33 protein-coding genes are annotated in these 26,858 nt (G+C 59.2%); 17 read left to right on the plus strand and 16 right to left on the minus strand.

Annotation, left to right across the window (positions count from 1 at the left end):
• Nucleotides 1-49: 49 nt before the first annotated feature.
• The 4 genes from HY247_00565 to HY247_00580 form a co-directional block, all read right to left on the minus strand.
• Nucleotides 50-343, minus strand: coding sequence for a hypothetical protein (locus tag HY247_00565; protein ID QQG48849.1), 294 nt, complete (start codon nt 341-343; stop codon nt 50-52).
• A 3-nt stretch (nt 344-346) separates the two neighbouring features.
• Nucleotides 347-646 carry a hypothetical protein gene (locus tag HY247_00570; GenBank protein QQG48850.1) on the minus strand — a complete coding sequence of 100 codons (300 nt, stop codon included), beginning with the start codon at nt 644-646 and terminating at the stop codon, nt 347-349.
• 9 nt (nt 647-655) lie between these two features.
• Nucleotides 656-940, minus strand: coding sequence for a hypothetical protein (locus HY247_00575; GenBank protein QQG48851.1), 285 nt, complete (start codon nt 938-940; stop codon nt 656-658).
• Nucleotides 941-1,025: 85 nt separating this feature from the next.
• Nucleotides 1,026-2,618, minus strand: a complete 1,593-nt coding sequence (locus tag HY247_00580) for a DUF87 domain-containing protein (protein QQG48852.1) — start codon at nt 2,616-2,618, stop codon at nt 1,026-1,028.
• A gap of 113 nt (nt 2,619-2,731) precedes the next feature.
• Between HY247_00580 and HY247_00585 the strand changes: the two genes are divergently transcribed.
• Genes HY247_00585 through HY247_00595 form a run of 3 tightly spaced genes read left to right on the plus strand, consistent with a single transcriptional unit; the run spans nt 2,732 to nt 5,042 of the window.
• On the plus strand, nt 2,732-3,190 hold the full coding sequence (locus HY247_00585; GenBank protein QQG48853.1) for a PaaI family thioesterase: 459 nt from the start codon (nt 2,732-2,734) through the stop codon (nt 3,188-3,190).
• A gap of 48 nt (nt 3,191-3,238) precedes the next feature.
• Nucleotides 3,239-4,624 carry an Asp-tRNA(Asn)/Glu-tRNA(Gln) amidotransferase subunit GatA gene (gene gatA, locus HY247_00590; GenBank protein ID QQG48854.1) on the plus strand — a complete coding sequence of 462 codons (1,386 nt, stop codon included), beginning with the start codon at nt 3,239-3,241 and terminating at the stop codon, nt 4,622-4,624.
• A gap of 52 nt (nt 4,625-4,676) precedes the next feature.
• A complete protein-coding gene (locus HY247_00595; GenBank protein ID QQG48855.1) occupies nt 4,677-5,042 on the plus strand; it encodes a hypothetical protein in 366 nt (121 codons plus the stop codon).
• Here the strand turns inward: HY247_00595 and HY247_00600 are convergent.
• Genes HY247_00600 through pyrB form a run of 3 tightly spaced genes read right to left on the minus strand, consistent with a single transcriptional unit; the run spans nt 5,035 to nt 7,738 of the window.
• Entirely contained in the window at nt 5,035-6,303 is a 1,269-nt protein-coding gene (locus HY247_00600) for a dihydroorotase family protein (GenBank protein ID QQG48856.1), read from the minus strand. The two genes, HY247_00595 and HY247_00600, sit on opposite strands and share 8 nt — an antisense overlap.
• 7 nt (nt 6,304-6,310) lie before the next feature.
• Complete coding sequence (locus HY247_00605) at nt 6,311-6,799, minus strand: aspartate carbamoyltransferase regulatory subunit (protein ID QQG48857.1); 489 nt, start codon at nt 6,797-6,799, stop codon at nt 6,311-6,313.
• The gene (gene pyrB, locus HY247_00610) at nt 6,800-7,738 is read right to left on the minus strand and encodes an aspartate carbamoyltransferase (protein ID QQG48858.1); all 939 of its coding nucleotides are present in this window, start codon (nt 7,736-7,738) and stop codon (nt 6,800-6,802) included.
• Nucleotides 7,739-7,913: 175 nt separating this feature from the next.
• On the opposite strand from pyrB, the gene carA reads away from it, so the two are divergent.
• The 5 genes from carA (at nt 7,914) to HY247_00635 (ending at nt 14,100) form a co-directional block, all read left to right on the plus strand.
• Nucleotides 7,914-9,086 (plus strand): glutamine-hydrolyzing carbamoyl-phosphate synthase small subunit, encoded by a 1,173-nt coding sequence (gene carA / locus HY247_00615; protein QQG49503.1) that lies wholly within the window; start codon nt 7,914-7,916, stop codon nt 9,084-9,086.
• A gap of 108 nt (nt 9,087-9,194) precedes the next feature.
• On the plus strand, nt 9,195-12,209 hold the full coding sequence (carB, locus tag HY247_00620; GenBank protein ID QQG49504.1) for a carbamoyl-phosphate synthase (glutamine-hydrolyzing) large subunit: 3,015 nt from the start codon (nt 9,195-9,197) through the stop codon (nt 12,207-12,209).
• A 7-nt stretch (nt 12,210-12,216) separates the two neighbouring features.
• Nucleotides 12,217-12,747, plus strand: coding sequence for an NUDIX domain-containing protein (locus HY247_00625; protein QQG48859.1), 531 nt, complete (start codon nt 12,217-12,219; stop codon nt 12,745-12,747).
• A gap of 32 nt (nt 12,748-12,779) precedes the next feature.
• Complete coding sequence (locus tag HY247_00630) at nt 12,780-13,175, plus strand: hypothetical protein (GenBank protein ID QQG48860.1); 396 nt, start codon at nt 12,780-12,782, stop codon at nt 13,173-13,175.
• Nucleotides 13,176-13,206: 31 nt separating this feature from the next.
• On the plus strand, nt 13,207-14,100 hold the full coding sequence (locus HY247_00635) for an NAD-dependent epimerase/dehydratase family protein (GenBank protein ID QQG48861.1): 894 nt from the start codon (nt 13,207-13,209) through the stop codon (nt 14,098-14,100).
• A 2-nt stretch (nt 14,101-14,102) separates the two neighbouring features.
• On the opposite strand, the gene HY247_00640 is transcribed toward HY247_00635, so the two are convergent.
• Entirely contained in the window at nt 14,103-14,897 is a 795-nt protein-coding gene (locus HY247_00640) for a DUF2182 domain-containing protein (GenBank protein QQG48862.1), read from the minus strand.
• A 127-nt stretch (nt 14,898-15,024) separates the two neighbouring features.
• Here HY247_00640 and HY247_00645 point away from each other — a divergent pair, with 127 nt between their 5' ends.
• Nucleotides 15,025-15,675 carry a DUF1326 domain-containing protein gene (locus HY247_00645; protein QQG48863.1) on the plus strand — a complete coding sequence of 217 codons (651 nt, stop codon included), beginning with the start codon at nt 15,025-15,027 and terminating at the stop codon, nt 15,673-15,675.
• Here the strand turns inward: HY247_00645 and tfb are convergent, their stop codons facing one another.
• The gene (gene tfb, locus HY247_00650) at nt 15,676-16,614 is read right to left on the minus strand and encodes a transcription initiation factor IIB (GenBank protein QQG48864.1); all 939 of its coding nucleotides are present in this window, start codon (nt 16,612-16,614) and stop codon (nt 15,676-15,678) included.
• Between the two features lie 93 nt (nt 16,615-16,707).
• Nucleotides 16,708-17,199, minus strand: a complete 492-nt coding sequence (locus HY247_00655; GenBank protein ID QQG48865.1) for a hypothetical protein — start codon at nt 17,197-17,199, stop codon at nt 16,708-16,710.
• 106 nt (nt 17,200-17,305) lie between these two features.
• Between HY247_00655 and HY247_00660 the strand changes: the two genes are divergently transcribed.
• From HY247_00660 to HY247_00680, 5 genes are all read left to right on the plus strand, one after another.
• Nucleotides 17,306-18,205, plus strand: a complete 900-nt coding sequence (locus HY247_00660; GenBank protein QQG48866.1) for an IS6 family transposase — start codon at nt 17,306-17,308, stop codon at nt 18,203-18,205.
• Nucleotides 18,202-18,372: a hypothetical protein gene (locus tag HY247_00665; protein QQG48867.1), complete on the plus strand. Its 171-nt coding sequence runs from the start codon at nt 18,202-18,204 to the stop codon at nt 18,370-18,372. The genes HY247_00660 and HY247_00665 overlap by 4 nt, the downstream gene beginning before the upstream one ends.
• The gene (locus tag HY247_00670; GenBank protein ID QQG48868.1) at nt 18,347-18,499 is read left to right on the plus strand and encodes a hypothetical protein; all 153 of its coding nucleotides are present in this window, start codon (nt 18,347-18,349) and stop codon (nt 18,497-18,499) included. Before HY247_00665 ends, HY247_00670 begins: the two co-directional genes overlap by 26 nt.
• A 61-nt stretch (nt 18,500-18,560) precedes the next feature.
• The gene (locus HY247_00675) at nt 18,561-19,685 is read left to right on the plus strand and encodes a hypothetical protein (GenBank protein QQG48869.1); all 1,125 of its coding nucleotides are present in this window, start codon (nt 18,561-18,563) and stop codon (nt 19,683-19,685) included.
• A gap of 55 nt (nt 19,686-19,740) precedes the next feature.
• Nucleotides 19,741-20,568 (plus strand): hypothetical protein, encoded by an 828-nt coding sequence (locus HY247_00680; GenBank protein ID QQG48870.1) that lies wholly within the window; start codon nt 19,741-19,743, stop codon nt 20,566-20,568.
• A 136-nt stretch (nt 20,569-20,704) separates the two neighbouring features.
• Here the strand turns inward: HY247_00680 and HY247_00685 are convergent, their stop codons facing one another.
• Both HY247_00685 and HY247_00690 read right to left on the minus strand, forming a co-directional pair.
• Nucleotides 20,705-21,016 (minus strand): 30S ribosomal protein S10, encoded by a 312-nt coding sequence (locus HY247_00685; GenBank protein ID QQG48871.1) that lies wholly within the window; start codon nt 21,014-21,016, stop codon nt 20,705-20,707.
• A 46-nt stretch (nt 21,017-21,062) separates the two neighbouring features.
• Nucleotides 21,063-22,520, minus strand: a complete 1,458-nt coding sequence (locus HY247_00690; protein QQG49505.1) for an aldehyde dehydrogenase — start codon at nt 22,518-22,520, stop codon at nt 21,063-21,065.
• Between the two features lie 156 nt (nt 22,521-22,676).
• Here HY247_00690 and HY247_00695 point away from each other — a divergent pair, with 156 nt between their 5' ends.
• The 3 genes from HY247_00695 (at nt 22,677) to HY247_00705 (ending at nt 24,327) form a co-directional block, all read left to right on the plus strand.
• Nucleotides 22,677-23,477 (plus strand): HAD-IIA family hydrolase, encoded by an 801-nt coding sequence (locus HY247_00695; GenBank protein QQG48872.1) that lies wholly within the window; start codon nt 22,677-22,679, stop codon nt 23,475-23,477.
• A 43-nt stretch (nt 23,478-23,520) separates the two neighbouring features.
• Nucleotides 23,521-23,934: a hypothetical protein gene (locus tag HY247_00700; protein ID QQG48873.1), complete on the plus strand. Its 414-nt coding sequence runs from the start codon at nt 23,521-23,523 to the stop codon at nt 23,932-23,934.
• Nucleotides 23,935-24,003: 69 nt separating this feature from the next.
• Nucleotides 24,004-24,327, plus strand: a complete 324-nt coding sequence (locus HY247_00705; protein QQG48874.1) for a hypothetical protein — start codon at nt 24,004-24,006, stop codon at nt 24,325-24,327.
• On the opposite strand, the gene HY247_00710 is transcribed toward HY247_00705, so the two are convergent.
• The 4 genes from HY247_00710 to HY247_00725 form a co-directional block, all read right to left on the minus strand.
• A complete protein-coding gene (locus tag HY247_00710) occupies nt 24,324-25,334 on the minus strand; it encodes a cupredoxin domain-containing protein (GenBank protein QQG48875.1) in 1,011 nt (336 codons plus the stop codon). The genes HY247_00705 and HY247_00710 overlap by 4 nt on opposite strands.
• Nucleotides 25,331-25,606: a hypothetical protein gene (locus HY247_00715; protein ID QQG48876.1), complete on the minus strand. Its 276-nt coding sequence runs from the start codon at nt 25,604-25,606 to the stop codon at nt 25,331-25,333. The genes HY247_00710 and HY247_00715 overlap by 4 nt, the downstream gene beginning before the upstream one ends.
• Before the next feature lie 49 nt (nt 25,607-25,655).
• Complete coding sequence (locus tag HY247_00720) at nt 25,656-26,030, minus strand: helix-turn-helix transcriptional regulator (protein ID QQG48877.1); 375 nt, start codon at nt 26,028-26,030, stop codon at nt 25,656-25,658.
• A gap of 105 nt (nt 26,031-26,135) precedes the next feature.
• Nucleotides 26,136-26,669 (minus strand): hypothetical protein, encoded by a 534-nt coding sequence (locus tag HY247_00725; GenBank protein QQG48878.1) that lies wholly within the window; start codon nt 26,667-26,669, stop codon nt 26,136-26,138.
• Nucleotides 26,670-26,858: the final 189 nt, after the last annotated feature.

Genomic DNA, 26,858 nt, shown 5'->3' on the forward strand with positions numbered 1-26,858 from the left:
CGGATTATACGCTCTTCGAGGGTCATCGCTGGCTATCGCTTTCGTCAGGCTACCTTGCCTGCGCCCGTTTCACGGCGGCGACGACCTGTTCCAGTGAGAGGCCCTCTTGAGCCTCCGCCCCCGAGACCCTGAAGATCTCCTGCTCGATGAGCACGATCATGTGGTCGGCCCCGGCTTTGAAGGTCTTCCTTAGCATCCTCTCGTATACCTTCGGGTTCCTAGAAACGAGGCCTGAGTCGAAGTAGAACTCTATCGACCTGGCGGTCGAATCTCCAAAGTTCTTCCTCAGCGAGTCACTTACGGCCTTTGCTATGATGTCGTCCACCGAAGCCTGGGTCATCATGGATCACTTTGCCCTCAGGAATCCGTAGATGCGGTATGCCAGGAATCCCGTCAGGAGGACCATCGAGACGCTGTGAACCTCCAGCCCGTAGTCCGCGAGCCAGGACAGGTCGACTATCCCTATGGTCCAGAGGATCCGCGGGAGCTCAGCCGCGAAAATGATCAGGACGACCACGAACATCTGCCCTTGCAGGCTCCTCAGCGACCTCGACTTCATCGCCAGGATGGCGAACGTCAGGAACGCGAAGATCACCAGGACGAGTGAGATGTATTCACCTGTCTGAGTAATCGGTTCTAGGCTCATAGGTCCGACCTATCCCGAAGTCCTGTAGAGGTAAACGCCGAAGACGATCAACACAAGATAGCTCACCGGCTCTAAGAGTCCGTCCGAGAGGAAGTCGAGCACCTCGATGCCATAGACCTCGTTCAGGGCGCCCATTAGGTGGTACAGCCCGTGCAGCACGAAGAAGGACGCGAGGAGCAGCCCCAAAACCCGCAGCCTGGGCACCGGGATCTTCATGGCCACCACCGCCGAGGGCACTGAGACGCCAAGGATTAGAAGCGCGTCTGAGGCGTTCAGCAACATCTCTAGGGTCAATTGCAGGGTCTGGGCCGCGACTGGCGAGTCTTAAACATGCGTGAAGCGGGGCCCGCGAAACCTCGGTGATGATACGACTCCGCCTCTAGAGCGAGAGCTCTTTCCCGGTCTTCCCGTCGACCAGCACGTGTCTCCTCTTCCTCCTGAGGGCCAGGTCCACTTTGAAGACCGGGTAGAGCAAGGTCTCGAAACTTGCGAGGTCCGACCCCTGCCAGAGCCCCTTGACCACTTCCCTGAGAGCTTCTTCATCGAAGCTCGCAGGCTGGACGGCTGCATCTCCTACCTTCACCTGCCCAACCTCCAATCCCGCGATGTCTGACGGCTCCTCAGGCAGGTCGACGAGCCTCCTGTAGAGCTTCTTCCTTCCCAGTTCGACCGTCCTTACGAGCCGCTTCTGGTTGAGCAGGTTGAGCAACCGCGAGACCGTCGTCCCCGGAATCCCCACACCGCTCGCTATGTCGAGGGCGCTGGTGTCCGAGTCGGGGGCGACCTCCCTGAGCACCTCGACCTGGAGTGCCGAGAGCCCGATCAGGCGCTCAAACCCCTTCTTCGCCTCGAGGCCTTTGTTGACCTGGACCCTCTTCCCGGTCAGCCCATCGAGCATGACGTAGGCGGTCTCGAATCTCCTCCTCAGGACACCCTTCCGTACCCTGACCCCAACTTGGACCAGCGTCCTGAACTGCGCTTCCACCTTTGTCACCGTCTCCTTGGGACCGAATATTCCGAAGGACCTCTCCCTCCTTACGAACCCGGAGATGTCGTCGGCCCATATCGATGGCTCGATACCCATACTTGCATTGCCATTCGCGCGTTCCTCCCCAGCCGGCGCAGTCCCGGCCGCCGGGACCCCCTTTGCCCCTCCGCTCACATACTTGTGGATGACCCTCTTCACGAGCGCCGGGGTGACCCCTCCGTGCCTCGTGATCCTGCTCCTCACAGCGACCAGCTTCGGAACTTCCGAGAACCCGCCCATGGCGAAGAACCTCCCTGAGCTGAGAGATGTCAGCTCCTTCGGCAAGCCCCTCCCGGGGAAGAACTGTGCAACCGACTGAAGGTCGTTCTGAATGATCAGCTTTCCGATGAGCTGATTCGCGCACTGGCTCAACACGTTCTTGTCGACAAGAGAAGGCCTCTGCGTGCAGATCATCATCCCCATCCCCCTCTTCCTCCCCCTCCTCGCGACTTCGCCGAAGATCGGGATCCTCTCGCCCGCCTGCGGAACGAACTTGTCCGCCTCCTCCACGACGACGAGATAGGGCGTCCGCCTCTCAGTCAGCGTCGCATAGAGCGCCGTCAGGAACTCGGCCACCTTCTCCTTGGGGTCCGGCAGGTCAGACACGTCCAGAATTAGCGGGGAGATGTCTGGGGCCTGCTTGGCGAGATCGGCGAGGTCGAGACCCTCCCACGCCAAGTCGCATCCAGGCTCCTCTCCCACCCATATCGCCTCGAACTTCTCCTTGATCCCAGAGTACTCGCCCTCGGTGTCTATGATGCAGAAGGGGACGCCGTCTCTGCAGAGCTCCTCGCAGAGTACGCCGACCGCGTAGCTCTTCCCGCTCCCTGAGCTTCCGATTACGCAGGTCCTCCCTGTCGCGACCAGCTCTGCAGGGACTCGCAGAGGCCCGACGTCTGTGCTCCCCAGAAGGAGACCCCCTGATTCCTTCTCTTCGGAGCTCACTGCGCAGCCTCCCTGTCCGATTCAACGGAGTTGTCCAATCTTCCCAGAACCACGGGCGACGAACCCTTTATCAGAATAAACCCTTCGCCGAGAGCCTCCCCGAGGAGGACAAATTGGAGAGCCTTCAGAAGCGATACTCACCCAACAGCGTCTGCTACGGATGCGGCCCGAAGAACCCCCATGGCCTCCACTTAGACAGCACCCCACAAGGAGACACCCTCGTGGCGGACTGGACTCCTCAGCCTTACCACTCGGCCTTCGCCGACTTTGCGAGCGGTGGGATCGTCTCCGTCCTGCTCGACTGCCACGGCAACTGGACCGCAGCCCACACCCTCATGAAGTCTAGGAACCTCGACGCTCCTCCGGGGACAGTCACGGCGGAGCTGACTGTGAAGTTCCTCAGGCCGACCCCGCTCGTCCCATGGCATCTTGGAGCCTGGCCCACGAAGATCGACGGCGACAAGGTGTGGGTAGAGGGCTCTCTCGAGGCGAACGCGAAGCAGACAGCGACGATGACGGGCCTCTTCGTGGCAGTCAAGGAGGGGCACCCGGCCTTCCACAGGTGGAAATAACCACGTTGCGAGACTGATAAGAGGAGTCTCCGACCCCCCACCTTCGCATTGAAGTCCATCAGAGAATCAGCGACCGAGTTCGCGAAGGGCACCTCGTCGCCGACCGCCCTCCTCGAAGACATGCTCTACCGGATCGAACGCCTAAACCCGCAGCTGAACTGCTACATCACCGTCCTGGGCGAATCGGCAATGGAGGCAGCGCTCGAGTCTGAGAAGCGGCTCGCCGAGGGGTCGCCTCTCGGGCCTCTGGACGGAATCCCCGTTGCGGTCAAGGACCTGATCTACATCAGAGGAGTGAGGTGTACAGCAGGCTCCAAGATCCTGTCCGAGAGCCTCGCGCCGTACGACGCGCCCGCGGTCACGCGCCTGAAGTCTGCAGGCGCAGTCCTCATCGGGACTACCAACCTCCACGAGTTCGCGGCCGGCGTGACCAGCGAGAACCCACACTTCGGCCCCGTGCGCAACCCCTGGGACACGAAGAGAATCCCCGGAGGCTCGAGCGGAGGCTCGGCGGCCGCCGTAGCCTCTGGCTTGGCCCTCGCTGCTCTCGGGACCGACACCGCAGGCTCGGTAAGGGTCCCTGCCGCGCTGTGCGGGACCCTCGGCCTGAAGCCCACCTATGGCAGGGTCAGCCGCCTCGGGGTCGTCCCCCTCGCTCCCTCCTTTGACACCGTCGGCACGATCACCTCATGCGCTTGGGACGCAGCTGCCCTCCTTGGGACGCTCGCGGGGCATCAGGAGGGCGATCTGACCACGGCCACTGACCCCGTGCAAAACTATCTTGGCGCCATGGGCGCCCGGGTGCCGACAAGGGTGGGGGTGCCTCGAAACTTCTTCTTTGACACACTTTCAGACGGGGTCCGGACTGCCTTCGAGGCCTTCGTAGGTCGTCTCCCCGACCTGGGTTTTCCTGTCACCCAGACGGACCTTCGGGGCGCAGACAGGGCCTACCCGGCGTGGCTTCCTGTGAGACTCGCAGAGGCAACCTCCTTCCATCTGAGGTGGCTGGAAGCGACTCCCGAGCTCTACGGGGAGGATGTCAGGAGGTCGCTTGAGCTTGGAAAGAGCGTCCTCGCGGTGGACTATGTGGGGGCACTCAACTCTCGCCCCGGACTCATCGAAGGGTTCCTAGCCTCAATGAAAGACGTCGACCTGCTCGTCGTGCCTACGACCTGCGTAGCCGCGCCTTCTATAGGGCAGACGAAGGTCCAGGCCGGAGGCACGGAGCTGGACGTCCGAACTGCGCTCATCCGCCTGACGACTCCATTCAACCTCGCAGGCTTCCCTGCCGTCTCGGTTCCCTGCGGGATGGCGGAGGGCCTTCCCGTGGGCGCCCAGATCGTCGGCAAGCCCTTCGAGGAGGCAAGGGTGCTCTCACTCGCCAACGCCCTCGAAGAAAAGTTCGGCCCGTATCCCTCGCCTTCCTCGGCTTGAAGCGAAGGGAACGCGTTAATAATCGGCCTCAACCGGAACCCGAAGCAGACTCTTGAAGGCAACTTGGGGCGTCGGAGCTGCCCTGTCAATCCTCATTCCCGTCGCGCTTTCCCTCTTCCAGGTCCTCGACCCTGTGCATTCCTTCTCGCTGATCCTCCTGCTTCTTGGGCTCTGGACGCTGGTGGCAGGTCTGGTGATAATGAACGCCGAGGACCGGAACTACTACGTCGGCTGGGGCATAGTGCTCGCCGTGATCTCCCTCTTTGCCTACCTTCCCCTCAGCTACACCTTCGGGTTGATAGTAGTCGCAGTCATAGTGGTCATCCTCATCAACGTGTACACCGGCCAGACCGGGAAGGTCGCCTCCGCGACTCCCGGGCCTCCCCAGCCTGCAGGCGGCTCTCCTGCACCTAACTGACCAACTCGTAGCCGCTCAGGAGCGGTTCTCCTCCCCTGATCGTCCACTTGACCCTGCCTGGGAACTCGTACCCCTCATAGGGCGACCAGCCGCACTTGGTCTGCAGATCCTCGGACTTCACCTTCTCGGGGGAAGCAGGGTCCAGTATCGCAAAGTCTCCCCGCATTCCGACCTCCACCCTCCCCCTGTCACTGAGGCCGAGGAACTCCGCCGGGGATGCCGCAGCCGCCCTGCAGAGGGTCACTGGGTCGACCCCCTGGTCCCTGAGCAGCCAGCTGACCAGGTGCCCGTAGTCGTCGAGTCCCGGGACCCCTGCCAGGCCGAGTTCCTCCTTCTCCTCCCTTCCATGGGGCGCATGGTCGGTCACAAGGAAGGAGACCTTCCCTGTCTTTAGCCCATCCACAATCGCCTCCCTGTCCACCTCTTCCCTAAGAGGCGGGTTCGTCTTCAACAGCCCGTTCCTCTTCATGGCCTCTCTGTTGAAGAACAGGTGATGCAGAGCCGCCTCGCAGCTCACCCTGAGCCCGCGCGCTCTAGCCTGGAGCACCGCATCCACAGCCCCCTCCGAGGACGCGTGGCAGACGTTTACCCTCGCGCTCGTCCCTTCCCCCAGGCCCGAAATCGCAGTCCTCACCGACTCCACCTCCGCTTCCACAGGCCTCAAGTCGCTGTAGAGGTCGGCCCTCTCCACCCCTGAGAGCTTAGACTCCATGAGGTCGATCGTCGCCTGATCTTCGCAGTGAAGGCTCACCGGCAAGCCAGAGCGCGCCGCTGCCGAGTAGAGCTCACCCAACCTCCCTGCCGGGAAGATCAGGCCTCCGGTCGACCGCGCCAGGTAGGCCTTGTATCCGGATGCAATCCCCGCCACCTCCGGGATGGGCTGTTTCCCCACAACTCCGGCGTAGAGTTTCACGTCCACGAGCGACTTCGCGGACAGCCGCCTCTTTTCGAGCAGCGCCTCGCGGGTAGTAGTCGGGATCCGATTGTTCGGCATGTCGGCCACGGTGGTCACCCCCCCGTGCAGCGCAGCTCGAGAGCCGGTTCGAAAGTCCTCCTTCTCCTCCCAGCCCGGCTCCCTCATGTGGACGTGCGCGTCCACGAAGCCAGGGAAGATCAGACACCTCCCGGCCTTGACCCTCCTCGACCCCTTGACCCCCTGCCTCCTGACTTCTGCTATCATCCCGTCCGTGACCCCGACCTCAAGTTCCTGCACCTCAACGGGGCCCACGACCCTCCCCTCGAGGACGAGGTCGTGCTCCATGGCCGTACTAGGTCCTCACGTACTCCGGGACCCTGTCGAACCCGAGCACGGCGTCGCAGTACTGGCACTGGAGCAGCCTGTCCTTTTTCAGGGTCGTGAACCTCGGCACGACCGGCTCCCTCTCTGCGTTGGTGATGCAGAGGACCTCCGGGCACCTCACCCTCCCCTCAATCGCGTCCGGGACGCGAGCCTCGTACTTCGAGACCTTCCACTCCGAGATGTAGTTGACCGTAATGGTCGGGAAGACCAGGGTCAGTATGTCCGCGTCCCTCTCGTCCACGTGCCAGCGGTCGATCTTGATCACGTCCTTCCTTCCGAGCGTCTTGCTCTCGACGTTCTGGAGAATCGCGACAGAGACATCGGCCTGCATCCTCGCCAGCTTGTCAAGTCTCAGGACCTGCGAGACCGTGTCGGCCTTCCAGTCCGGGATGTGGTCCACCACTGTCCCCTCCTCGATCTTCCTGACCAGCATGCTCTCGCCCTCCTTTCCAGCCAACTACTTCCCACCTCCGAGTATCAGGCTCATCAGCACCATCCGCAGCGGCAGGCCTCCCGCCGCCTGAACAAAGTACTGCGCGTAGTTGGTCGCGTCGAGCTCAGTCGCAAGCTCGTCCACCCTCGGCAGCGGGTGGAGGACCTTCAGTGAGGGCTTCGCCTCGCGCAGCGCCTCAAGGTTGACCTCGTACATCCCCTTGACCCTCTCGAACTCGGTGGGGTCGGGGATCCTCTCCTTCTGGATCCTTGTGACATAGAGAACGTCCAGCTTCCCCGCAACCGCCTTCAGGGCGCTCTCTTTCTTCGGAGTCATCCCTCGCTGCTTCAAGAATTGTCCGACCTCCGGCCTCATCTGCAGGGCGTCAGGGGCGATGAAGGTCAGGTCGACGTCGTAGTTTGAGAGCGCGTATGCGAGAGAGGACGAGGTCCTCCCATACCTCAGGTCGCCCAACATCCCCACCTTCAGGCCGTCGATCTTGCCGAACGCCTTCTTGATCGCGTATAGGTCCACCATTGCCTGGGTCGGGTGTTCCCTGCTGCCGTCGCCGGCGTTGATCACGGGTACTCCGCTGACCTCCGCAGCGAACCTCGCGGCTCCCATCCTGGGGTGCCTTATCACGAAGCAGTCGGCGCCATAACCTTCGAACATCTTCACCGTGTCGTTGAGCGTCTCTCCCTTTGAGACCGAGGTCCCAGACGTGCCCGCGAAGCCGGAGACCTTCATCCCGAGCTTTTCTGCAGCTATCTGGAAGGTCGAGTAGGTCCTTGTGGACGGCTCGAAGAACAGGAGCACGGCGAGCTTTCCTCCCAGCACCCCGTCGAGGCTTCCCGGGTGCTTCTCCAGCGAATCTACCGATTGCAGGATGAGGTCCAGGTGCTCTCTCTTGAAGTCGCGGACGCTGACGACGTCCCTTCCCAGGAAGTCAGCGCTGGGCTTCATCCTGACAGCCCCTCGGTGGTGGGGCTTTTGACTATTCGCGCATCGGAATGTCTCTCCTGTTGGTTCTCAACGGCCTCGAACTGCGACTGAATGATGAACCCGATTTCTCTCAAACGGACGACGCAATTTAAGCCTTCATCGCCAAACCCTTAAATCCGCAACGCCGGTGCGTTTCATTCTTAGAGTGTCCAGGGAACGAAAGGATGCGCTTCTGCTCCTCGAGGACGGCTCTACCTTCTTCGGCAAGGCCTTCGGCTCTGAAAAGGACTCAATCGGCGAGGTCGTCTTCAACACCGGAATGGTCGGATACTGCGAATCGATGACCGACCCGTCCTACGCGGGCCAGATCCTCTGCTTCACCTACCCTCTCCTGGGCAACTACGGCGTCCCAGACTACAAGGACCTGGACGGGTTCGGGCTGCCCAGATCGTTCGAATCCAACTCGATCAAAGTCAAGGGGATAGTAGTGCAGGAGGCGTGCGAGAGGCCGAGCCACTGGGCATCCAGGAGGTCCCTCTCGCAGTGGATGGAGGCCGAGGGGATTCCAGGAATCGAAGGCGTCGACACCAGGGCCCTCGTCACGAGGCTCCGCGAGTCTGGCGTCATGATGGGGGTCCTGGCCAACGGGGACGCGGCAGAGGACAGGGAGAAGCTCTCTGGCATGCTTCAGAAGGCCTCGAAGTACTCTAGCACGAACTTCGTAAAGGGCGTCTCGGTGACCAAGCCCCTCGCCCACGGCGACTCTGAAAGGAACGTCGTCTTGATCGACTGCGGCACCAAGCTCGGCATCGTCAGGAACTTGTTGAGCAGAGGGTTCAGGGTGGTCAGGGTCCCTTATGACGCGAAGTACTCCGATGTCATGAAGCACGACCCCGAAGGGGTGGTGATCAGCAACGGTCCCGGCGACCCTCAGATCTGCGTCGAGACCGCTGCGACCGTCGGGGCCCTGGTGGAATCCGAGGTCCCTGTCCTGGGTATCTGCTTCGGGGAACAGATCGTCGGAATGTCGCAGGGGGCCACCACGTTCAAGCTGAAGTACGGCCACAGAGGCCAGAACAAGCCCTGCGTGGAGGTGGCCACAAAGCGCGGGTACGTCACCAGCCAAAACCACGGATATTCGATAGAGCACAAGTCGCTGCAGAAGACGGAGCTGAGGCCCTGGTTCGTCAACGCAGACGACAAGACCATCGAGGGGGTGATGCACAAGTCCAAGCCGTGCATGGCAGTCCAGTTCCACCCGGAGGCGACTCCCGGGCCGTACGACACGAACTTCGTCTTCGACAGGTTCGTCGAGGCAACAAATGGCAAGCTCAAAAGAGGTGAGGAGATTCGAAGCGTGAACAGGTGAAGCGGGCCCTCGTAATAGGGAGCGGGGCAATCAAGGTCGGAGAAGCAGGCGAAAGCTGGTAGAACCAGCCGCAAGTTCGACTACTCCGGCAGCCAGTGCCTCAAGGCCCTGAAGGAAGAGGGCGTCGAGTCTGTGCTCGTCAACCCCAACATAGCCACGATACAGACCAGCCCCCAGTTCTCGGACCGCATACACTTCGTCCCCATCTCGGTCGAGTCGGTCACCCGGGTCATTGAGAAGGAACGGCCCGACGCGATACTCCTCGGCTTCGGGGGCCAGACGGCCCTGAACTGCGGGATAGAGCTCGCCGAGAAGGGGGTCCTCGAGAAGTACGGGATTCGGGTCCTAGGCACCCAGATCAGGGGGATCCAGCTGACCGAGGACAGGGACCTCTTCAAGAAGACGATGCTCGGGGCGGGCATACCCGTGCCGACCAGCACGGCCGTCTACTCTGCCGACGAGGCGAGGCGGGTCGCCCGCGAGCTGGGGTATCCGGTCATCGTCCGCGTGGCCTACACCCTGGGCGGAAAAGGAGGGGGTGTCGCCAGGTCGGACCTTGAGCTTGGGCAGATTGCCGAGAGGGGGCTCAACAGCTCGCTCACCCACCAGGTCCTCGTCGAAGAGTACCTGGGCGGCTGGAAGCAGGTCGAGTACGAAATCATGCGCGACGCTGCCGACAACAGCGTCATCATCTGCAACATGGAGAACATGCTCGGGATGAGGGTCCACACTGGGGACAACATCGTGGTCGCGCCGTCGCAGACCCTGAACAACTCGGAGTACCACAAGCTCAGGACTGCTTCGCTCCTTGCGGCACGGACCTGCGGGATAGTCGGGGAGTGCAACATCCAGTTCGCGCTACACCCCGAGTCCGAGAGGTACGCCGCGATCGAGATCAACGCGAGGCTCTCGAGGTCCTCGGCCCTCGCCTCGAAGGCGACCGGTTACCCTCTCGCCTACATCGCGACCAAGCTCGCGCTGGGATACGACCTGACAGAGCTCAAGAACAAGGTCTCCGGGGTCACGACGGCGCTCTTCGAGCCGTCGCTCGACTACCTCGTCGTCAAGATGCCACGCTGGGACACGGACAAGTTCGACGGCGCCTCCAGGACGATCGGCACCTCAATGAAGTCGATCGGCGAGGTAATGGCGATAGGGCGGGGCTTCGAAGAGGCGATCCAGAAGGCAGCGAGGATGGCCAACCCGCAGAATGACGGCGTGGTTAGAACCAGGCCCGGATTCTCCTCGAAGGCTGCGGCCCTCGAGAAGCTCCAGCACCCGACGGACACCATCACCTTCGACCTCGTAGATGCGCTGAGGGCCGGCGTACCTGTCGAGCAAGTAGCCTCCGAAAGCGAGGTCGACCCATGGTTCGTCTACAAGTTCAAGAACGTGGTCGACTTCCACGGGCGCCTCGAGACGCTCCCTCCAGGAACGGTCCCCAACCGCGACACCCTCTCGAAGGCGAAGAAGCTCGGGTTCTCCGACCGCCAGTTGGGGGACCTCCTGGGGGTGGACGAGGACATCGTCCGCGACTCGAGGGTAAGGATGGGCGTAGTCCCCGCAACAAAGATCATCGACACCCTCGCCGCCGAGTGGCCTTCTAAGACCAACTACCTCTACCAGACCTTTGACGCGTCTGTCGACGAGGCCCCCTCGACCGACAAGCGCAAGGTGATCGTCCTGGGCGCCGGGCCCTACAGGATCGGGAGCTCGGTCGAATTTGACTGGGGGACGATGAACATGGCCTGGGCACTGAAGGACAACGGGATCCAGGAAGTGATAGTCGTCAACTGCAACCCCGAGACTGTGTCAACCGACTTCGACATGAGCGACAGGCTCTACTTCGAGGAGCTGTCCGTCGAGCGGCTCCTCTCGATATACGACAAGGAGAAGCCGGAGGGGATAGTCCTCTGCGTCGGGGGGCAGACTCCCAACGACCTGGCGCAGGCCCTCGAAAAACGCGGGGTCACGATACTGGGTACATCCTCGCAGTCGATAGAGACGGCCGAAGACCGGTCCAAGTTCAGCGCACTCCTCGACCGTCTCGGGATACCTCAGCCTGGGTGGGGCAGCTTCCGTTCGCCAGCGCAGGCAGCAACCTTCTGCGCCAGGGTCGGGTACCCTGTCGTCGTCAGGCCCTCCCATGTACTAAGCGGCTCCGCGATGCGCGTCATCTGGGACCCTTCCGAGCTCGAAACCTACATCACGAAAGCGGCCATGGTCAACCCGGACTACCCGGTCACCGTCAGCGAGTTCATCGAGGGGGCCCGCGAGGTTGAGGTCGACGCCGTCTCCGACGGAGCCAATACCGTCATCGGAGCGATAATCGAGCACGTCCAGAACGCGGGCGTACACTCGGGAGACGCGATCATGTCGATACCGACCGTCTCCATAGGCAGGGCCGCGAAAGAGAAGATCAGGACCTACACCAGAAGCATCGCCCGGGAGCTGAAGGCGATGGGTCCTCTCAACATCCAGTTCCTCGTCAGGGGGATGTCGGTCTACGTGATCGAGTGCAACCTCAGGGCCTCGAGGTCCCTTCCCTTCGTCTCGAAGGCGACAGGGGTCAACCTCATCGACCTGGTCGCCCCGGTCATGGTCGGGGGCAAGCTGAAGAGGAAGGCAGACGTAGAAGAGCCCAAGCTGTACGCGGTGAAGGCCCCCCAGTTCTCTTTCCTCCAGATGGACGGCGCGGACCCGAGGCTCGGGGTCGAGATGAGGTCAACAGGAGAAGTGGCGTGCTTCGGGAGCACCTTCGCGGAGGCCCTCTCTCAGGCGTTCCTGGCCTCAGGCCACAAGATCCCAAAGGAGGGGGACGGGGGGCTGATGCTCTTCGAGCCCTGGCAGGACCCCGGAGCCGCCGCGGGACTCATCTCCAAGTTCGGAGAGAAGGGGATCGCGGTCACCTCTCTGAGCGACGCCTCCTCGCAGTCGCAGGTGGACGGTGCGGCAAGGATGATCTCTGACGGCAAGGCCTCCTTCGTCCTCTCCTTCAACACAAATTCGAACACGACTTCGGAGAGGATGAGGGCAATCAGGCGGAAGGCCGTCGACCTCCAGGTGCAGATCATATCCACCAAGGAGGAAGCGGAAGCCCTCCTCCTCTGCGTCGGGGGCTGACCTTCGAATGGCCACCGAGCTCATAGAGATCGTCGATGAGAAGGACAGGCCGGTGGGAAGCGCCATGCTCTCCGAAGCCCTCGAAGAGGGACTGCTCCACAGGGCTGTGGCCGTCCTCGTCGAGAGGAAGGGGGGCAGGTTCCTGCTCCAGCAGCGGAACAAGAGAGACCTGTGGCAGCCTGGCCTCTGGACTCTGTCATGCACGGGACACGTGCGCATCGGCGAAACGTACCTGGAGGCAGCACGCCGCGAGCTGAAAGAAGAGCTGGGGCTCAGGTCGTCCCTAAAGCCAGTCTCAAAGATCCTCCTCGCTCCGATCAAGAGCGGGTCTCTCACCGAACACGAGTGGGTGGTGCTATTTCACTCGGCCTCCAATGCCAGGGCCCGAATCGACCCGGTCGAGCTCGAGCAGGTCAAGGACTACAGCCTGGCTTCACTTGAAAGGCTCGCCGGGTCTAAGCGGCTCACGAAGGACGCCAGGATACTCCTGCGCATCTTCCTGCGGTCCCGTCTTCGGAAGGCGAAACGCTCCCGATGACGCTTTTATACGGTCAGGCGGACGAGGATTTGTTGGACTTTCGGCTCGAGGTATCATCCCTACTTTCGAGCGGGTCCCGCGTGATTATCATCGCGGAGAAGGACGTCGACCTTAGGAGTTCCGCGGTAGACAACAGGATGTTCTTCCTCGCGATCGCAGACGGCTCGCTTGCCGGTGGCGGGAGGGGCGGAGGGTTTGGAGAGAGGAAGGTCGCGAGAGTGTCCGCCTACGCGGGCGTAGCGGGGTCTTGGTCAAAGCTTTACGATACCGAGGACGGAGAGAAGGCGTCGCTCTTCGAGATACCCTACTATGTCTCCCGCATCCCAATCACCCTCGCCGACGGCGCCGAGTCGATGGGGTATGGCGTCGTCGAGCCCGAGCTAGTGAAGAAGATGTCCGATTTGGCAGGAATCGGTTCGCCACCTTGAAATACGGTTGGGGCTGCTCTGGCCGACCGAGATGAAGGTCCTCATCACTGGGGCCTCAGGCATGGTGGGCAGGAACCTCGTCTCGTACTTCGAATCAAAGGGCGTCCATGCACTCCCTACCGACCTGTCAGGGTGGGATACCTCCGGCGACCTTCTCGACAAAGAGTTCGTGTTCAACCGTCTTGGTTCGATGGAGTTCGACGCCATCATCCATCTGGCCGCGATAACCGAGATCAAGAAGACCATCGAGGAACCTCGGCTGTGCTTCGAAGTTAACTGCGTCGGCACCCTCAACATGCTCGAGCTTGCGCACAGGAAGAAGGTGAACCGGTTCCTCTGCGCCTCTAGCGCCAACGTCTTCGGGGCTCCCAAGGCCAACCCAGTGACTGAGGATTCCCCCTTCGACCCGCGTGTCCCCTACGACTACTCCAAGGTGATCTGCGAGAGTCTGGCCTCAAGCTTCCACAAGACGAAGGGGCTCCCGGTCGCCGTGACAAGGAGCTGGTTGCTCTTTGGCGAATACGACCAGCCCAGCCGGGCCACGATCCGGTTCATCAGGGCCTGCCTGAAGGACGAGCCGCTCACGCTCTTCAACGAGGGCAAGGACACGACCTCTCCTACCCACGCCCTGAACTTCGCCAAGCTCGCTCTCACCATACTGACCGAAGAGAAAGCCATCGGCCAGGCCTTCAACTTCGGCGGTGAGAGACCCGTGACCATCAGGGAGCTCGCCGAGACCGTCAAAGAGCTGACAGCCTCAAAGTCCAAACTGGTCCTTGCCCCACCGAGAAGCGACTTGGAGAAGGACCCCCAAGTGAGCTACCCTTCCCTTGCGAAAGTCGAGAAGCTTCTTGGGTACTCTCCCGAGCTCACTCTTGAGGCTGGACTCGAGCGGACTATCGAGTGGGTCAGAAAGCAGACCTGAGTCTACCCTAGCATAGGAAGGAGCAGTATCAGGCCGCCCGCCCCTATGAAGCCGACCGCCACCGCCCTCTCGAACCAGGCGGCACCCCTGACCACGACCTTCTCGAGCCCGATCACTCCCGCGAGCGCAGCCATGTACGGAAGGCTCATCGCTCCCACTGCGAGCATGACGAGCATGAAGGTCCAGCAGCACGACACGCAATAGAATCCATGAGTGATTCCCATCCGGAGGCTCCCGGACAGGCCCCTGCGCAGGTGGACTGTGAAGAACGTCAGCGGAGAGACACAATGCGTGAGCGCGGTGAGCTTCATAGGCGAGAGCTGGTAGGCCCCAGCCAGAATCAGGACCAGACTGGGGCCTAGGTAAACCAGCGAGGCGGACGCCGCGGACGTTCCCGCCAGCCAGAGAGCGACGTACACGGCAAGATACGCCAAGGCACCGAGGGCTGCATAGACCCCCACGTAGCCCAGTAGGAATAGTGATGTGCCCACAGTCTTGGCGAGGCGAGGATCCGGCTCGTCCTCGGCGACCATCCGGTTGTAGAAGACAACGATCGGGACCATCGCGGGGAACATCATCGCGACCATGCCGACCACCCAGATCAGTTCGAATAGAGCGACCGATGCCGGCAGAAGGGAGGACACCATGGAGGCGACACCAACTGTCCCCGTGCCGGTCGGCCCAGTCCCCCCCAGGTAGTACGTTGCTACCCAGGAAGCCCCCGCCACCGAAAGAAGGATCGCGCTCACGGAGAGCGACAACCTGTCAGCAGTCACGATTGGAGGCTCATTGGGCAAGAATGCAGGACGGCGCGCCAGTTTTCCTAGTTAAGTCGTTTCGCGGCGCCCTACTCCCCTTTGCACCTGTGCGGCGCGATGAGCTCCATCTCGTTCTTTATTAGAAAGAATCAGGAGGGAGCGACGCTTGGCGGGCAAGCCACAGAGTCAGAAAGCTATGCAGCAAGTTCAGTGGCACTACAAGGCTGACATCGTGACCACTTGCAACTGCGATTGGGGATGCCCGTGCAACTTCGACGCTCCCCCCACCTTCGGATACTGCAACGGCGGGTGGGCCCTAGCCATTCACCAGGGACACTACAGGGATGTCAAGCTGGACGGCCTGCACTTTGCGTACATGGCTATGTGGCCCAAGGCCATCCATGAAGGGCGCGGAACAGGGAAGTTGTTCATCGACGAGGCCGCATCCAAGGCGCAGAGGGACGCGCTCGAACAGATCCTGATGGGCAAGGCCGGAGGCATTCCCTGGCCCCTGTTCGCGAAGACCATTGACAAGTGGCTCGAGAGTTCATTCGTGAAATTCGATTGGAAGTTCGACGGCTCCAGGACTCGGTACAAAGCCGGGGACGCAGTATTGGTTGCGCTCGAGCCCATCAGAAACCCGGTCACCGGAGCGGAGATGGACGCGAAGATATCCTTGCCCCAAGCCCTAACCTGCCACGAACTGAACATGACCTCCACGAGGTCGTTCTCTGTCTTTACGAGCGGGATGAAGATCGCATCGCCGGGCAAGAATGGCTGGTACGGCTCGGCAGAGCACGGCGCTGTTCTGGTCTAGCTAGATTCCGAGGACTTCTCTCAGGCCCTTGTACCTGTTCCTGATCGTGACCTCGGTGACTCCTGCCGCCTCTGCGACGTCCTTCTGAGTCTTCTCTTCTCCCTCAAGAGTGCACGCGACGTACAGTGCGGACGCCGCTAGGCCCATGGGGTCCTTACCTGCCGAGATGCCCATCTTCTTGGCCATGAATAGAATCTCCCGCGCCCTCCTCTGCGTCTTCTCAGACATCTTAGCCCTCGAGGCGATTCCAGACACGCACCTCGATGCCTCTGCGACTGGCATCTTGAAGTCCATCTCCCTGTGCAGTAGCCTGTACGACCTCGCGAGGTCCTTCTTCTTGACGTTGGTCACAGCCGCCACGTCCTTGAGGGTCCTCGGGATTTCGCCGTCTCTGCAGGCTGCGTAGAGCGACGCTGCCATTATCGCAGTTATGGACCTCCCTCTGACCAGGCCTCTCTCCAGCGCCTTCCTGTAGAAGTAAGCCGCCTTCTCTGTCACCGCGTCTGACACGTTGAGTTTGTCGGTGTACCTTCGTAGCTCGCTGAACGCCTGCTTCAGGTTCCTGTCGGACGACTCGCGGGCCTGGCTCCTCCTGTCCCACGTCCTCATTCTCTCCACCGTGGACTTCATCGAGCCTGAGAGCGACCTGCCCGAGGCGTCCTTGTTGAGCGTCCCAATCACAGTGGCAAGCCCCATGTCGTGAATCGCAATCGAGGTCGGTATCCCGGTCCTGCTGCGGTCGCCCTTCTCATCGCCAGAGAAGGACCTCCACTCCGGGCCCATGTCGACGATTTTCTCCTTCACGACCAGCCCGCAGTCGCTGCAGTAGAGCTCGGCCCCGGAGCCATCCATGAGCATCTTGCCCTTCCCGCATCGTGGGCACTTGTCCGAGTTCCTCTCCTGCCTAAGGAGCCGCGAAAAGTTGGTACTAGAGGTCATTTTGCACCGGAGAAGACACATCCCAGAGTCCTTGTATATAAGGGGCGAACCTTTGGGATTCTGTTAACTTATCTGCGCAGTTGGGGTGTTATTCTAAGACACGGCGAGAGTCAAACTACCTTCAACTGATGTATCTTCGAGATGCAAGACTATGAAGACCTTGAAGAGTCCTCCCGAAGAAGGCGTTTTGACATTGACGCACATTGGACTACTCTCCCTTCTTGAAAAGTAGAATTGAGGCAGACTCACATAGCGATAGTTAGCGAATCGTCCCGTTGTTGCTTCAGGAAATAGTTGAATGATTGCTACGGGGCTACCTTCTGCCTCTGCTTTGGTTAGGGTAAACGACGATGGAACATACACGAAACCAGCCTCTATCTTCCTTCCTTGGCCACGACTTTGATTTGTAATCTCAATGCAGATTTTTCGGTCTTCTCCCATGTTCAGATGCAGCTTGTCGGACTTATCAGCGAAGGTGAAGTCGAAACGCGCCCGATAGTAACGCCTGAAGAGTGCCCCGCCGACTATGCCTACGCCTCCCAATGCTGCAACCGCCGTGAGGGCGAGTAGTAATTCGTCCGCCAATTGAACATCACTACCCACCTAACCATCTTTAAGCGGTTGCCAGAGTCCCAAGTATGTCCATTAAGACATATATACTGACATATCCATACGGATATGCGCGAGAAACATGACTTGCAAATACTGCCTCTCGGAAACGACAAGGCCAGATGGTTCGGCCAAGGGCAGCAAACTCCTTCGATGTCTTACCTGTGGGAAGAGATACGTCGAGAATGGCAACCTTCCCAAGATGAGAGTAAACAAACACGCCATCACGACCGCCATCTCCCTCTACTACGAAGGCCTTAGCGTCAGGAAGGTTTCAAGGCAACTGGAAAGCATCTTCGGGGAGAAGGTAAGCCAAGTCGCCGTTTGGAAGTGGGTCCAGAAATACTCGAAGCTGGTTAGCGAATACACCAAGACACTTAGCCCGAACATCGGCGGGAAGTGGCATCACGACGAGACGGTAATCAGATGCGACGGCCGGAACGAATGGTTCTGGGAGATGATTGATGAAGAAACTCGGTTCTTGGTGGCGTCCCACCTGTCAGGGACAAGATCGCTTCAGGACACAATCACGGTATTCAGGAAGGCCGTAGAGACGGCCAAGGGGAGGCCCCAAGCTCTCTTCGTAGACGGTTCTATGCAGTATGACGCCGCCTTCAACAAGGTCTTCTATACACGATACAAGGCCGCTCAGGTCGAGTTGGTCAAGAGGATAGGCATCCGTTCAAGAGAGACCAACAACATCGTCGAGAGGCTTCACGAGACGGTCAAAGAGCGAGTAAGGCCGATGCGCGGGTTCAAGAACGAGGACTCGGCCAGAATCATCCTGGATGGCTATGTAGTCAATTACAACTTCGCCCGACCACATCTGAGCCTGAAGGGGAAGACTCCTGCCGAAGTCGCCGGCGTAACCGTGAAGGGCTGGAAGCAACTAATCGAGAACGCTATTCAAACCGAGGCCAAGGAACTGAAGGCGTCAGTCGGAGGAATTTCAGTCGAGGCTGTGCAGGTGGTTCGGAAATGAAGAAGGCACTCGTTGCTTTGCCCGACCAAATCTGGGACATTATCGATCGAGACTTGGAGGGCAAACTGGGGACAGGGTATTCGGACACCATCAGGAACATCGTCCTCAACTGGCTAAGCGAGAAGGGATACCTCGACAAAAGTGGAAAAAGTGGCAAAGAAAAGTAGGGTCAAGGACGACGAAGTTGACCTTCTGGACACCATGATAACGTCCTTAGCGGAGCTTCTTGATGAGAAGGGCGTGGTCTCTCAGGAAGAATGGGAACAGAGGATTAAGAGGAACCTGAAGGGGTAGAAAATGACTTCAGAAAGCCATAATAGGCTTCAACCGCTCGAATTGAAGGGTAAGCTACTCCTTGAATGAAGCCCCACCCCAGCGTAAGGTGAAGAATCGAGCAGAACTGAGGAGTTTGCTGGAGGATAGCCTGATTTCTCCAGAACCAGACACAGAAGCCATGCGTTTCCTTGGCGAAGAGGAAGACAGATCGCTCAAACCAAAGACCTACATAATCGAATCTAATACAGATGTCAAGACCATCATCGAGAACGGACATCAACTTCAGGCGACCGAGGACCGAACGCTCTGGAATATTCGAGTCGATAACTCGCAATATCCTTTCTATGTCTACCTTGACACTTTGGACGAGAGATTCTGGTATATCCATTCAACAAATTACGCGCCCTCAACAGACAGGTTCGTAAGGTCCTTCGTCAGCGGTAGTGCCAACCATCTTGACCATGTCTGGCTCGCATCCGATGACCTCCAAATTCTAACCAAAGGAAAAACGCCTCTCGGTTTCGGACTTACTTACGCGGATGTCTTCGCTGGAGACGAGGAGGGTTCTGGCCTATCGGCCACGCACTACGGGGCGCGGATTGGGGAAGTCCTGCAAGGAATGAGGGAAATCACGCCAATCAAGAACCAAATTGCCCTAAGTAACATCAGAGTTGGATATGACTCCAACGCGGGCTCCGTCAAGGAAGACATCTACAAGTGGGGCAAGATGATTGCTAAGAAAGGCGACTCTGTCGATGCGCACTTGAACTTGGTGGAGTCCGTTCGTGACTACTATTCCAGAACCATAGAGAAGGTGGAAAAAGAGTATGTTACGCGATTCATCTACTCAGAAGAACACGCCTCTGTCGAAGGGTCGTATAGTGTCATACACTTTTCGTCAGACCTGAAGAACCTAAGCAGGCTCGCTGACTTACTAACCTCAGGGAGTCGTCCCTTCAGAATCTGGGGACTTTGGCGAGCTGTTGACGAGGAACAAATCAAGATTAGCGGAATTGACCAACACACTAACAGTCCATTGCAGATGGAACTCTTCAGAAATGAATTGCGGGTGATCTTGAATGAAGGGTCGTGTGGGAATGTGGTTACAAGGCTATTCTCGAACCTTCAGTCTGGGCTCGATTCCAACTGTGAGCTTAGGGGCCTCGACAATGGTTACATTATCAAGCCACACGCGGTTAATTAACGCATTACTGGCGCTCTCGCGCCACACTCCCGACCTAAAGCATCCACTGGATGACTTGGGATACTCTCTCGAACGCATCGGAATGAAGATAGCATTACCGCTTGGCGAGCCCTTGGTTCCCGACCTCTCCTTCAAGAACGCGAATCCAAACGAGCTACTTCTCATTGAAGCTAAGAGCGGTGGGGTGGACTCTGAACAAGGCAAGAAGTATTCGAAGCTTCAACCTCTTGACATTTCCAAGAAGGGCCTAACTTCTTTGGACGCAAAGGACCTCTCAATTCAAGTTTGCTACGCATGCACTGCGAGCAACAAACAGAAGGTTTTGGAGAACGAGAAGAGGAACAAGCTCGGTTTCCCCATCATAGCGTTCGAGAACAACAGGATAGTCAAGGAGCCGTCTTCAGCCCTGTTCAAGAATCACAAACTTGAGAAGTTCTTCTCCGCAGGGGTCAGTTTCGAGAGAAGCCCTTCGACTGATGTTTATCCCTTTAGCGCAGACGATTCACGGGGCTGGATTGCTTTCTATGTGATGGCGAAACTCGTGGAACTTCATGCCGTCGGGAAGACGAGATTCTCTGAGAAAGACCTGATGCTCAAGTGTCACCCACTAATCTCATACTTTAGCAATGAGCATCAAGGAGAAGTTCACAGCGTTGTCCACAAGGCATTGGTGAGCATAGTCGAGATCGGTTCAACGAGGGTCCAGATTCGTTCAGTTGGCAATCAGGAGTGGGAAATTACAAAGTTCCATAGGGTGAAATCGGTCAGAAAGATGCTTATGGACTTGGCTGAAAAGCTTGATTCGGAACCTCAAGACCTTCGAAGATTCCTTACTGAAGCGGCGAGTTTGGAAGAACAAGAAGCGGCCGAGACGTTAGATTAGTCAGATGCGCAGATAAGTTAACAGAATCCACCTTTGGACCCCCTCTGCCACTCCCCAGAGCGGGCGGGCTTCGCTACTTCTCATGGGATTCAACCAGGAACTGCGTTTAGGTGCGCGCTGAATGAAGAAACTACGCCTAAGCCGTCAGAATCAGTTCGACCTTTACTTCCTCTGGAATCCTGAGCTTCGTAATCTGCCTCATAGTCCTGTCGTCCGGCTGGACGTCCAGTATCCTCCTGTGGACCCTGAGCTGCCAGTGGTCAAAGGTGTGGCTCCCCTCGCCGGTCGGCGCCTTCCGTGTGGTGATCTTCAGCTTCTTGGTCGGCAGTGGCTGAGGGCCTCTGACCTTGACGCCTGTCTTGTCCGCGATGTCTCTGATGTCTTTCGCGACCTTCTCAAGCTCAGGAAGGTTCGTCGAAGTGAGCTTGATTCTGGCGAACTGAGCCATTTTCGTTCGAGACGACGCCAGACCGTATTTAGAGATTTAGCCGGATTCAGATGGGAAAGCCCCACTTGCGTCCCTTCCCATACTCCAGGACCTGGATGCTCTTCGTCTCGTAGTAGTGGTCCAGGCCCTCGACCCCGTTCTCTCTTCCCAGGCCGCTCTGCTTGAAGCCCCCGAAGGGGACCTCTGCCCTCGAAATCGGTGGCGAGTTCACCCACGTGGTCCCTGCCTCAATCTTCTCCGAAGCCCTGTACGCCTTCTCGAGGTTCTTGGTCCAGATTGACGAGCCAAGCCCGTAGGGAGTGTCGTTGGCCCTCTCAATCGCCTCCTCGAGGTCCTTGACAACGAAGACGGGCAGGGCCGGCCCGAAGCACTCCTCTCGGGCCATCTGGGCTTCGTAGCTGACCCCTTCCAGGATGACCGGGAGATAGTAGTTGCCCTTCCCGAGGCTCCCCTCGGGAGGCTTTCCTCCCTGTACGGTCTGCGTCGCGCCTTTCCCTACAGCATCCGAGACCATCGCCTCGACCTTGTCCCTCTGCTCCTCCGTGTGGACCGGGCCCATGTGCGTCGTCTTGCTCATCCCGTCGCCGACGCTGATCGAGGCGACTCTCTCTGCGAGCGCCTTCACGAAGCCCTCAGCTATCGAATCCATCAGGAAGAGCCTCTTGACGGAAGTGCACGACTGGCCGCAGTTCCTGAACCTGCCCCATACGGCGCCCTCTACGGCCAGCTCGAGGTCCGCATCCTCGCAGACTATCATCGGGTCCGACCCCCCAAGCTCCAGGGTCAGTCTCTTGATCTGTTGGGCAGACCCCTCCATTATCCTCCGCCCAGTCGCCGTCTCTCCCGTGAACGCGATCTTGCCGACCTTCGGGTTCTGCAGGAGCTCTTCGCCTACCACGCTCCCCGGACCAGTGACGATGTTCACCACACCCGAAGGGACGCCGGTCTTGACAAGCAGGGCCACCACCGCAATGTCAGTAAGCGGGGTTGTGCTCGCGGGCTTCACCACGAACGTGTTCCCTGCCGCGAGGCCTGGTGCAAGCTTCCACCCCATCAGAGAGACTGGGAAGTTCCACGGCAGGATCGCCCCCACGACCCCGATTGGCCTCTTCGTGACCACGAAGTATCCCTCACCCGTCGATAGCGGAGTCTGCGCTCCCCGCTCGCGCCCTACCAGCCCCGCGTAGTACTCGAAGGTGTTCGCAAATGAATTGATCTCGCTCCTCGCCTCCCCCAGGGGCTTCCCCTGCTCCGTTGTCAAGCTCCTGGCTAGCTCTTCGATGTTCTCCCTGACCGCGTCTGCTATCTTCAGCAGAAGGCGCGACCTCTCGATCGCTGGCCCCTCCGACCATCCGGCGAAGGCCTCCTTCGCCGCGTCCACGGCCCTCTTCGTATCCTCTCGGTCCGCCTTTGGGACTGTGTCTATCTTCTTCCATGTTGCCGGGTTGAAGACTTCCGAGGTCTCCCCCGACTGTGCGTCTGCCCACTCACCGCCCACTATCATCTTCAAACTAGGGTCGGTCTCACGAGCCGGCCGGACCCGCGTTTAAGACTTGCCGAGGTCTCAGAACCGAAGAATCGTTTTAAGCCCAACTCGGCGTCCGAAGTTCTGTGCTTCACTTGAACATTTCACTGGGCGTGAACCCAAGAGATTGAGACGATGAGTCGTCCACCGACTCCAAGACGAGGGCTCTTCCGGGACAAGAAGCTCTTCCTCTTCGACCTCGACGGGGTCTTCTACAAGGGCAAGGAGACCAGGATCAGGCTGGGGGGCTCACGGGCTGTGGAAGCGATCCGCGGTCAAGGAAAGAAGATCTTCGTTCTGACGAACAACTCAACTGACTCCATCGCCACCATCCATGCCCGCCTGCAATGGGCCGGCGTCGACGTGAAGAGAAGTGAAATCCTGTCAAGCTCCCTCCTTACTGCAGAATACATCCGTGATAGGTTCGGCCCCTCCGAATACTTCCTGGTAGGCGAGGCGGGCCTTCAGCGGGAGATGGACCGCTGTGGCCACGTCCGGACTGACTCGCAGAGCCCGGCCTGCGTCGTGGTGGGCCTGGACCGAAAGGTAACCTATGCGAAGCTGGACCGTGCCTCCCGCGCCGTCAGGGGAGGCGCCAAGCTGATCGCGACCCACTCCGCAAGGCTCTACATGTACACGGACGGGCCTGCGATGGCCACCGGGCCTCTAGTCAAGGCGATAGAATACGCCTCCGGGCGAAGGGCCGTTGTGATAGGGAAGCCATCCCCGCTGATGTTCAGGGCTGCCCTGACCAGAGCCCGCTGTTCGGCCAAGGATGCTGTCATGCTAGGGGACCAGGTAGAGACCGACATCATCGGGGCCAAGGCCGCTGGCATAGACCCTGTCCTTGTGACGACTGGTGTGGATGCCGACGACCAGGGCGAAGGGGCGGTCGCGACCCTCTCTAACGTGGACGCCTTGGCACCTCTCGTCTGACGCCGCACATCTTTAAATTCCGAGGCGTCCCTCAGCTCAGTCCATGCAGCACACGTCGACGAAGTCGCCCGCGAAGTGCGCCATCTGCGGCACCCTGGAGCCAGAACCTGGCACCTATCCCATGGTGGTCGGCGTCGGACGGGTCTGCCTAAGGGACGGGATGACGAAGGTTAAGTGCGAAATCTGCGGCAACGAGGTCAAGCTGATCACTTCTTCTCGCCTTCAGGGTAGGACTCTCTGCCTCTCGGACCACGTGAAGGAGGTGGAGAAGTTCCGCCAGCATCTGGTTGTGAACTTTGACGAGGACAACGAGCCAGCGTCACAGATCATGGCCAAGGCTCTCATGGAGGCCCCCGAGGGATACACCCTCCTGACCGTGCGGCGGGGGCGCAACAGCACTCATCTCTGGGAAGCTGAGTACGAGAAGACCGAAGTTTTTCAGATGCGCTGCAGTTAGAGCCAACTCGAGGGCTCAACAACTTTTCACACTCGTTTCTTTAGCCAGCCGTCCCCGTCACAACCTAACATGGCCAACGAAGAGCTACTGGTCCTAAACAAACTCCTCAAGGAGTTCGAGGACATGAAACTCGGGCTCGACCCTTCGGTCCTGTCAGGCTGGTACTCCAAGGTCGCCGAGGACGCCCGGGCTCGGGCCCCTGCGCACCTTGTCGATTCAATCGACGTCATCCAAGATCCGATCCTCCCAATGAAGTTCGAGTTCAAGACCTCGAAGCGAGCTGTCAGGTACGTCCTCGAGGCGATTGACCAGAACTTGGATGAGATGCCGATGGCGACTCGACTATACTTCCAGAAGCTCTCTGAGCTGATCCAGGCCGAGACCCTGCGCTAGGGCGCAGCCTTCACGACCACGTTCCCATCCATGAACGGATGGAATACGCAACCATAGCTGTAGTTCCCGGGGGTCGTGAAAGTGAATGAGTACCGGCCTCCCGGCTCGATGTTAGGGGACTTGAAGACCCCTGTCAGGGAGGTGACTGTGTGCGTGATCGTGTCGTCGTTGGTCCAGGTGACGGTGTTGTTCAACCCAATCACAACGGTAATCGTCCGTGGCGCGAAACCGACTGGGTTCGTGTAGGACCCAGCCCCTGCCCCGATGCCCACGTGCGTGCCAGAGACCGTTTGGGAAGTGGTAGTGGTGGTCGTGCTCTGCCCAGAGTATGCCGAGTTCGGCAGGACCACAAGGTACCCGAACATCCCAAGGTGGATGTGGTAGATGCAGTAGTACAGGTAGATCCCGGAGTGCTTCGCCACGAACGAGCCGTGACCGGTCACATTGCCCGACGTACCACCGACGGTTACTCCCGGAGAGTTGTTCTTGGGGAAGGTGTCATTGAAGACCTTGCCCGTCACGTCGTTCACCGTCCCCGCGATCGACCCGTTGATCTGGAAGTCGTATGGAGCGTCGATGGTGAAGGTGTGGCTCGCTGTGTCGTTGCTGATGTAGGTCAGGTCTACCGTGTCTCCCTGGTTGACGATTATGAAATTGGTGAAGAACCTGTCCTGTTCCGATAGGAACTCGGCCCACTCTACAGTTATGACCCTGAGCGTCGGCGGCTGGTCTACGGAAGGAAGGGCCTTGGCGAGGTTCTTCAGCGTCCCATTCAATGCCGCTTGCTGGAGAGTCAGTCTCTGAACTTGCGCCTGGAGGGCATTGATCCTGCTGTTCTGCGCGTCCACGCTGCTGGAAGCAGTCTGTGAGGTGTCCAGATAGACCGTCGTCAGCGCGGCTAGGCCTATGAGAAGGAGGACGACCGCGACGCCCGCCTGGGTCAACCCTCTCCTCGTCCTGCCGGCCGTGGACTCCCCACTGGCTCCTCGCGTATAGGGGGTGGTCATGTCTTCGACCTCGCCAATGAATAGACGATGATGAAGAATCCGATCGCTTGGCTTGCCGCCTGGACTGTGACCACCGTCGCCAGGTCATTGCTAGTCAGGTTGAAGAGCACTCCCGCTATCACCGCTCCCGCGGTTACGAAGGCGAAACCAAGTGCCAGCAGAAGCATCGACTCGCTCCTTGTCCTGCGGTAGGACCTCCAGGCGTAGAAGACGACTACGCTCCCGAAACCCAAGATGAGGGCTTGGGCTACGTCCAGCACTAGGAGATCCATTGTTGTCACTCGCCGCTCCGGACGCCAATTAAAACCTGGACGCTGTTTCTCATTTTTGAAAATCACTCGGGGCCTTCATTGTGAGCCATATCCTCCACAACTTGTCCGCCACGTCTTCGTTGATGACCACGTCAACCCTCACCGTCCCTCCGTCAAAACTGAAGCTGATCGCCCTGTAGGCGCTTCTGAGGACTTCGTGCTTCTTCCCCTCTGGCGTCAGGATTATCCTGTCGACAACGAGAAGTCGTGCCTCCAAGAGTTCGTGGACCCTCCTGTAACACGTGCTCAGAGGTATGTCGTTCTCACGGCTCACGTCCTCGACTGACTTGGAGGCTGGGATCGCCGAGAGCAAGATCTTCCTTGAGTACTCGTCTCCCATGCTCTGAATCAGTGCGTTTGCCCGGGCGGGGTCGGTTATTTCCAAGACTCAACACCAAGGCGGACGCACAAGCCCGCCTCTCTCTTCACGCCGCTGTGTTTCGTATTTGAGTCTATTCGGAGTCCGAAAAAGGGGGTCAGAAGCAGGCCCCTACTTCATCCTGCTTCTGAGAAGATACCCAAGGCCTCCGAGGATCGCCCCCAGGACCGCGACCCCGACCATGTACCCTATCGGGGTCACCCATGGTGACAGGATGTTGACGTGCGCGTACCCGATGGCGGTCGCGTTGGAGACGCCGTGTTGTGCTAGGTAGCTCCCGCCTTCGTACCCCGCGTACATCAAGGCCCAGGTCGAACCCGCGACCCCGATGTTCATGAAGACGAAGTGCATCCAGGCGAGTGCGTTGGTGAACCCGGCGTAGACCTTTCCCATGATCTCCTCGATGAAGTAGTAGAAGAGGCCGGTGACCGCCACCGCGATTACTCCGATCATGATGTAGAGGATGTAGCCGAAGGCGAACCACGATCCGGCGCTCCCAAGGGCGATCATCCTCGAAGGCGCGACCTGGCCAAAGAGCTGGTACCAAGGATTGACGATGAAGAGTGTCCACATGACAGCGAAGAAGCCTTGGATTGTGGCAGCCCAGATGAATCTGGACGTCCACTTGCCTTTCAATGTCTGCAATTTTTCTCCCTCGGGCTCGTGCGCAAGTCCACCATATTTAATGAGCCACGACGGTTATCGAATCTGAGAACCAGAGGCACAAGGCGCGGTCTGGCGCCAACTGTCGGAAAGAGAGACGACCATTGCCTTCGAGAGGTCGGGACTGGGCCCTCAACATTGAACCGGAACCGAAAATAAGTCCCGTAGTCC

This window comes from archaeon, from assembly GCA_016432545.1.
GTDB lineage: Archaea > Thermoproteota > Nitrososphaeria > Nitrososphaerales > Gagatemarchaeaceae > UBA183.

Bases quoted from the DNA above. Each gene is read 5' to 3' on its own strand.
- HY247_00625 (QQG48859.1), top strand. From the start codon at position 12,217: ATGGCCACCGAGCTCATAGAGATCGTCGATGAGAAGGACAGGCCGGTG.
- HY247_00660 (QQG48866.1), top strand. From the start codon at position 17,306: ATGACTTGCAAATACTGCCTCTCGGAAACGACAAGGCCAGATGGTTCG.
- HY247_00710 (QQG48875.1), bottom strand. From the start codon at position 25,334: ATGACCACCCCCTATACGCGAGGAGCCAGTGGGGAGTCCACGGCCGGC.
- HY247_00600 (QQG48856.1), bottom strand. From the start codon at position 6,303: ATGGAGCACGACCTCGTCCTCGAGGGGAGGGTCGTGGGCCCCGTTGAG.
- HY247_00715 (QQG48876.1), bottom strand. From the start codon at position 25,606: ATGGATCTCCTAGTGCTGGACGTAGCCCAAGCCCTCATCTTGGGTTTC.
- HY247_00695 (QQG48872.1), top strand. From the start codon at position 22,677: ATGAGTCGTCCACCGACTCCAAGACGAGGGCTCTTCCGGGACAAGAAG.
- HY247_00705 (QQG48874.1), top strand. From the start codon at position 24,004: ATGGCCAACGAAGAGCTACTGGTCCTAAACAAACTCCTCAAGGAGTTC.
- HY247_00565 (QQG48849.1), bottom strand. From the start codon at position 343: ATGATGACCCAGGCTTCGGTGGACGACATCATAGCAAAGGCCGTAAGT.
- pyrB (QQG48858.1), bottom strand. From the start codon at position 7,738: ATGAAGCCCAGCGCTGACTTCCTGGGAAGGGACGTCGTCAGCGTCCGC.
- HY247_00685 (QQG48871.1), bottom strand. From the start codon at position 21,016: ATGGCTCAGTTCGCCAGAATCAAGCTCACTTCGACGAACCTTCCTGAG.
- HY247_00690 (QQG49505.1), bottom strand. From the start codon at position 22,520: ATGATAGTGGGCGGTGAGTGGGCAGACGCACAGTCGGGGGAGACCTCG.
- HY247_00635 (QQG48861.1), top strand. From the start codon at position 13,207: ATGAAGGTCCTCATCACTGGGGCCTCAGGCATGGTGGGCAGGAACCTC.
- HY247_00665 (QQG48867.1), top strand. From the start codon at position 18,202: ATGAAGAAGGCACTCGTTGCTTTGCCCGACCAAATCTGGGACATTATC.
- tfb (QQG48864.1), bottom strand. From the start codon at position 16,614: ATGACCTCTAGTACCAACTTTTCGCGGCTCCTTAGGCAGGAGAGGAAC.
- HY247_00700 (QQG48873.1), top strand. From the start codon at position 23,521: ATGCAGCACACGTCGACGAAGTCGCCCGCGAAGTGCGCCATCTGCGGC.
- HY247_00570 (QQG48850.1), bottom strand. From the start codon at position 646: ATGAGCCTAGAACCGATTACTCAGACAGGTGAATACATCTCACTCGTC.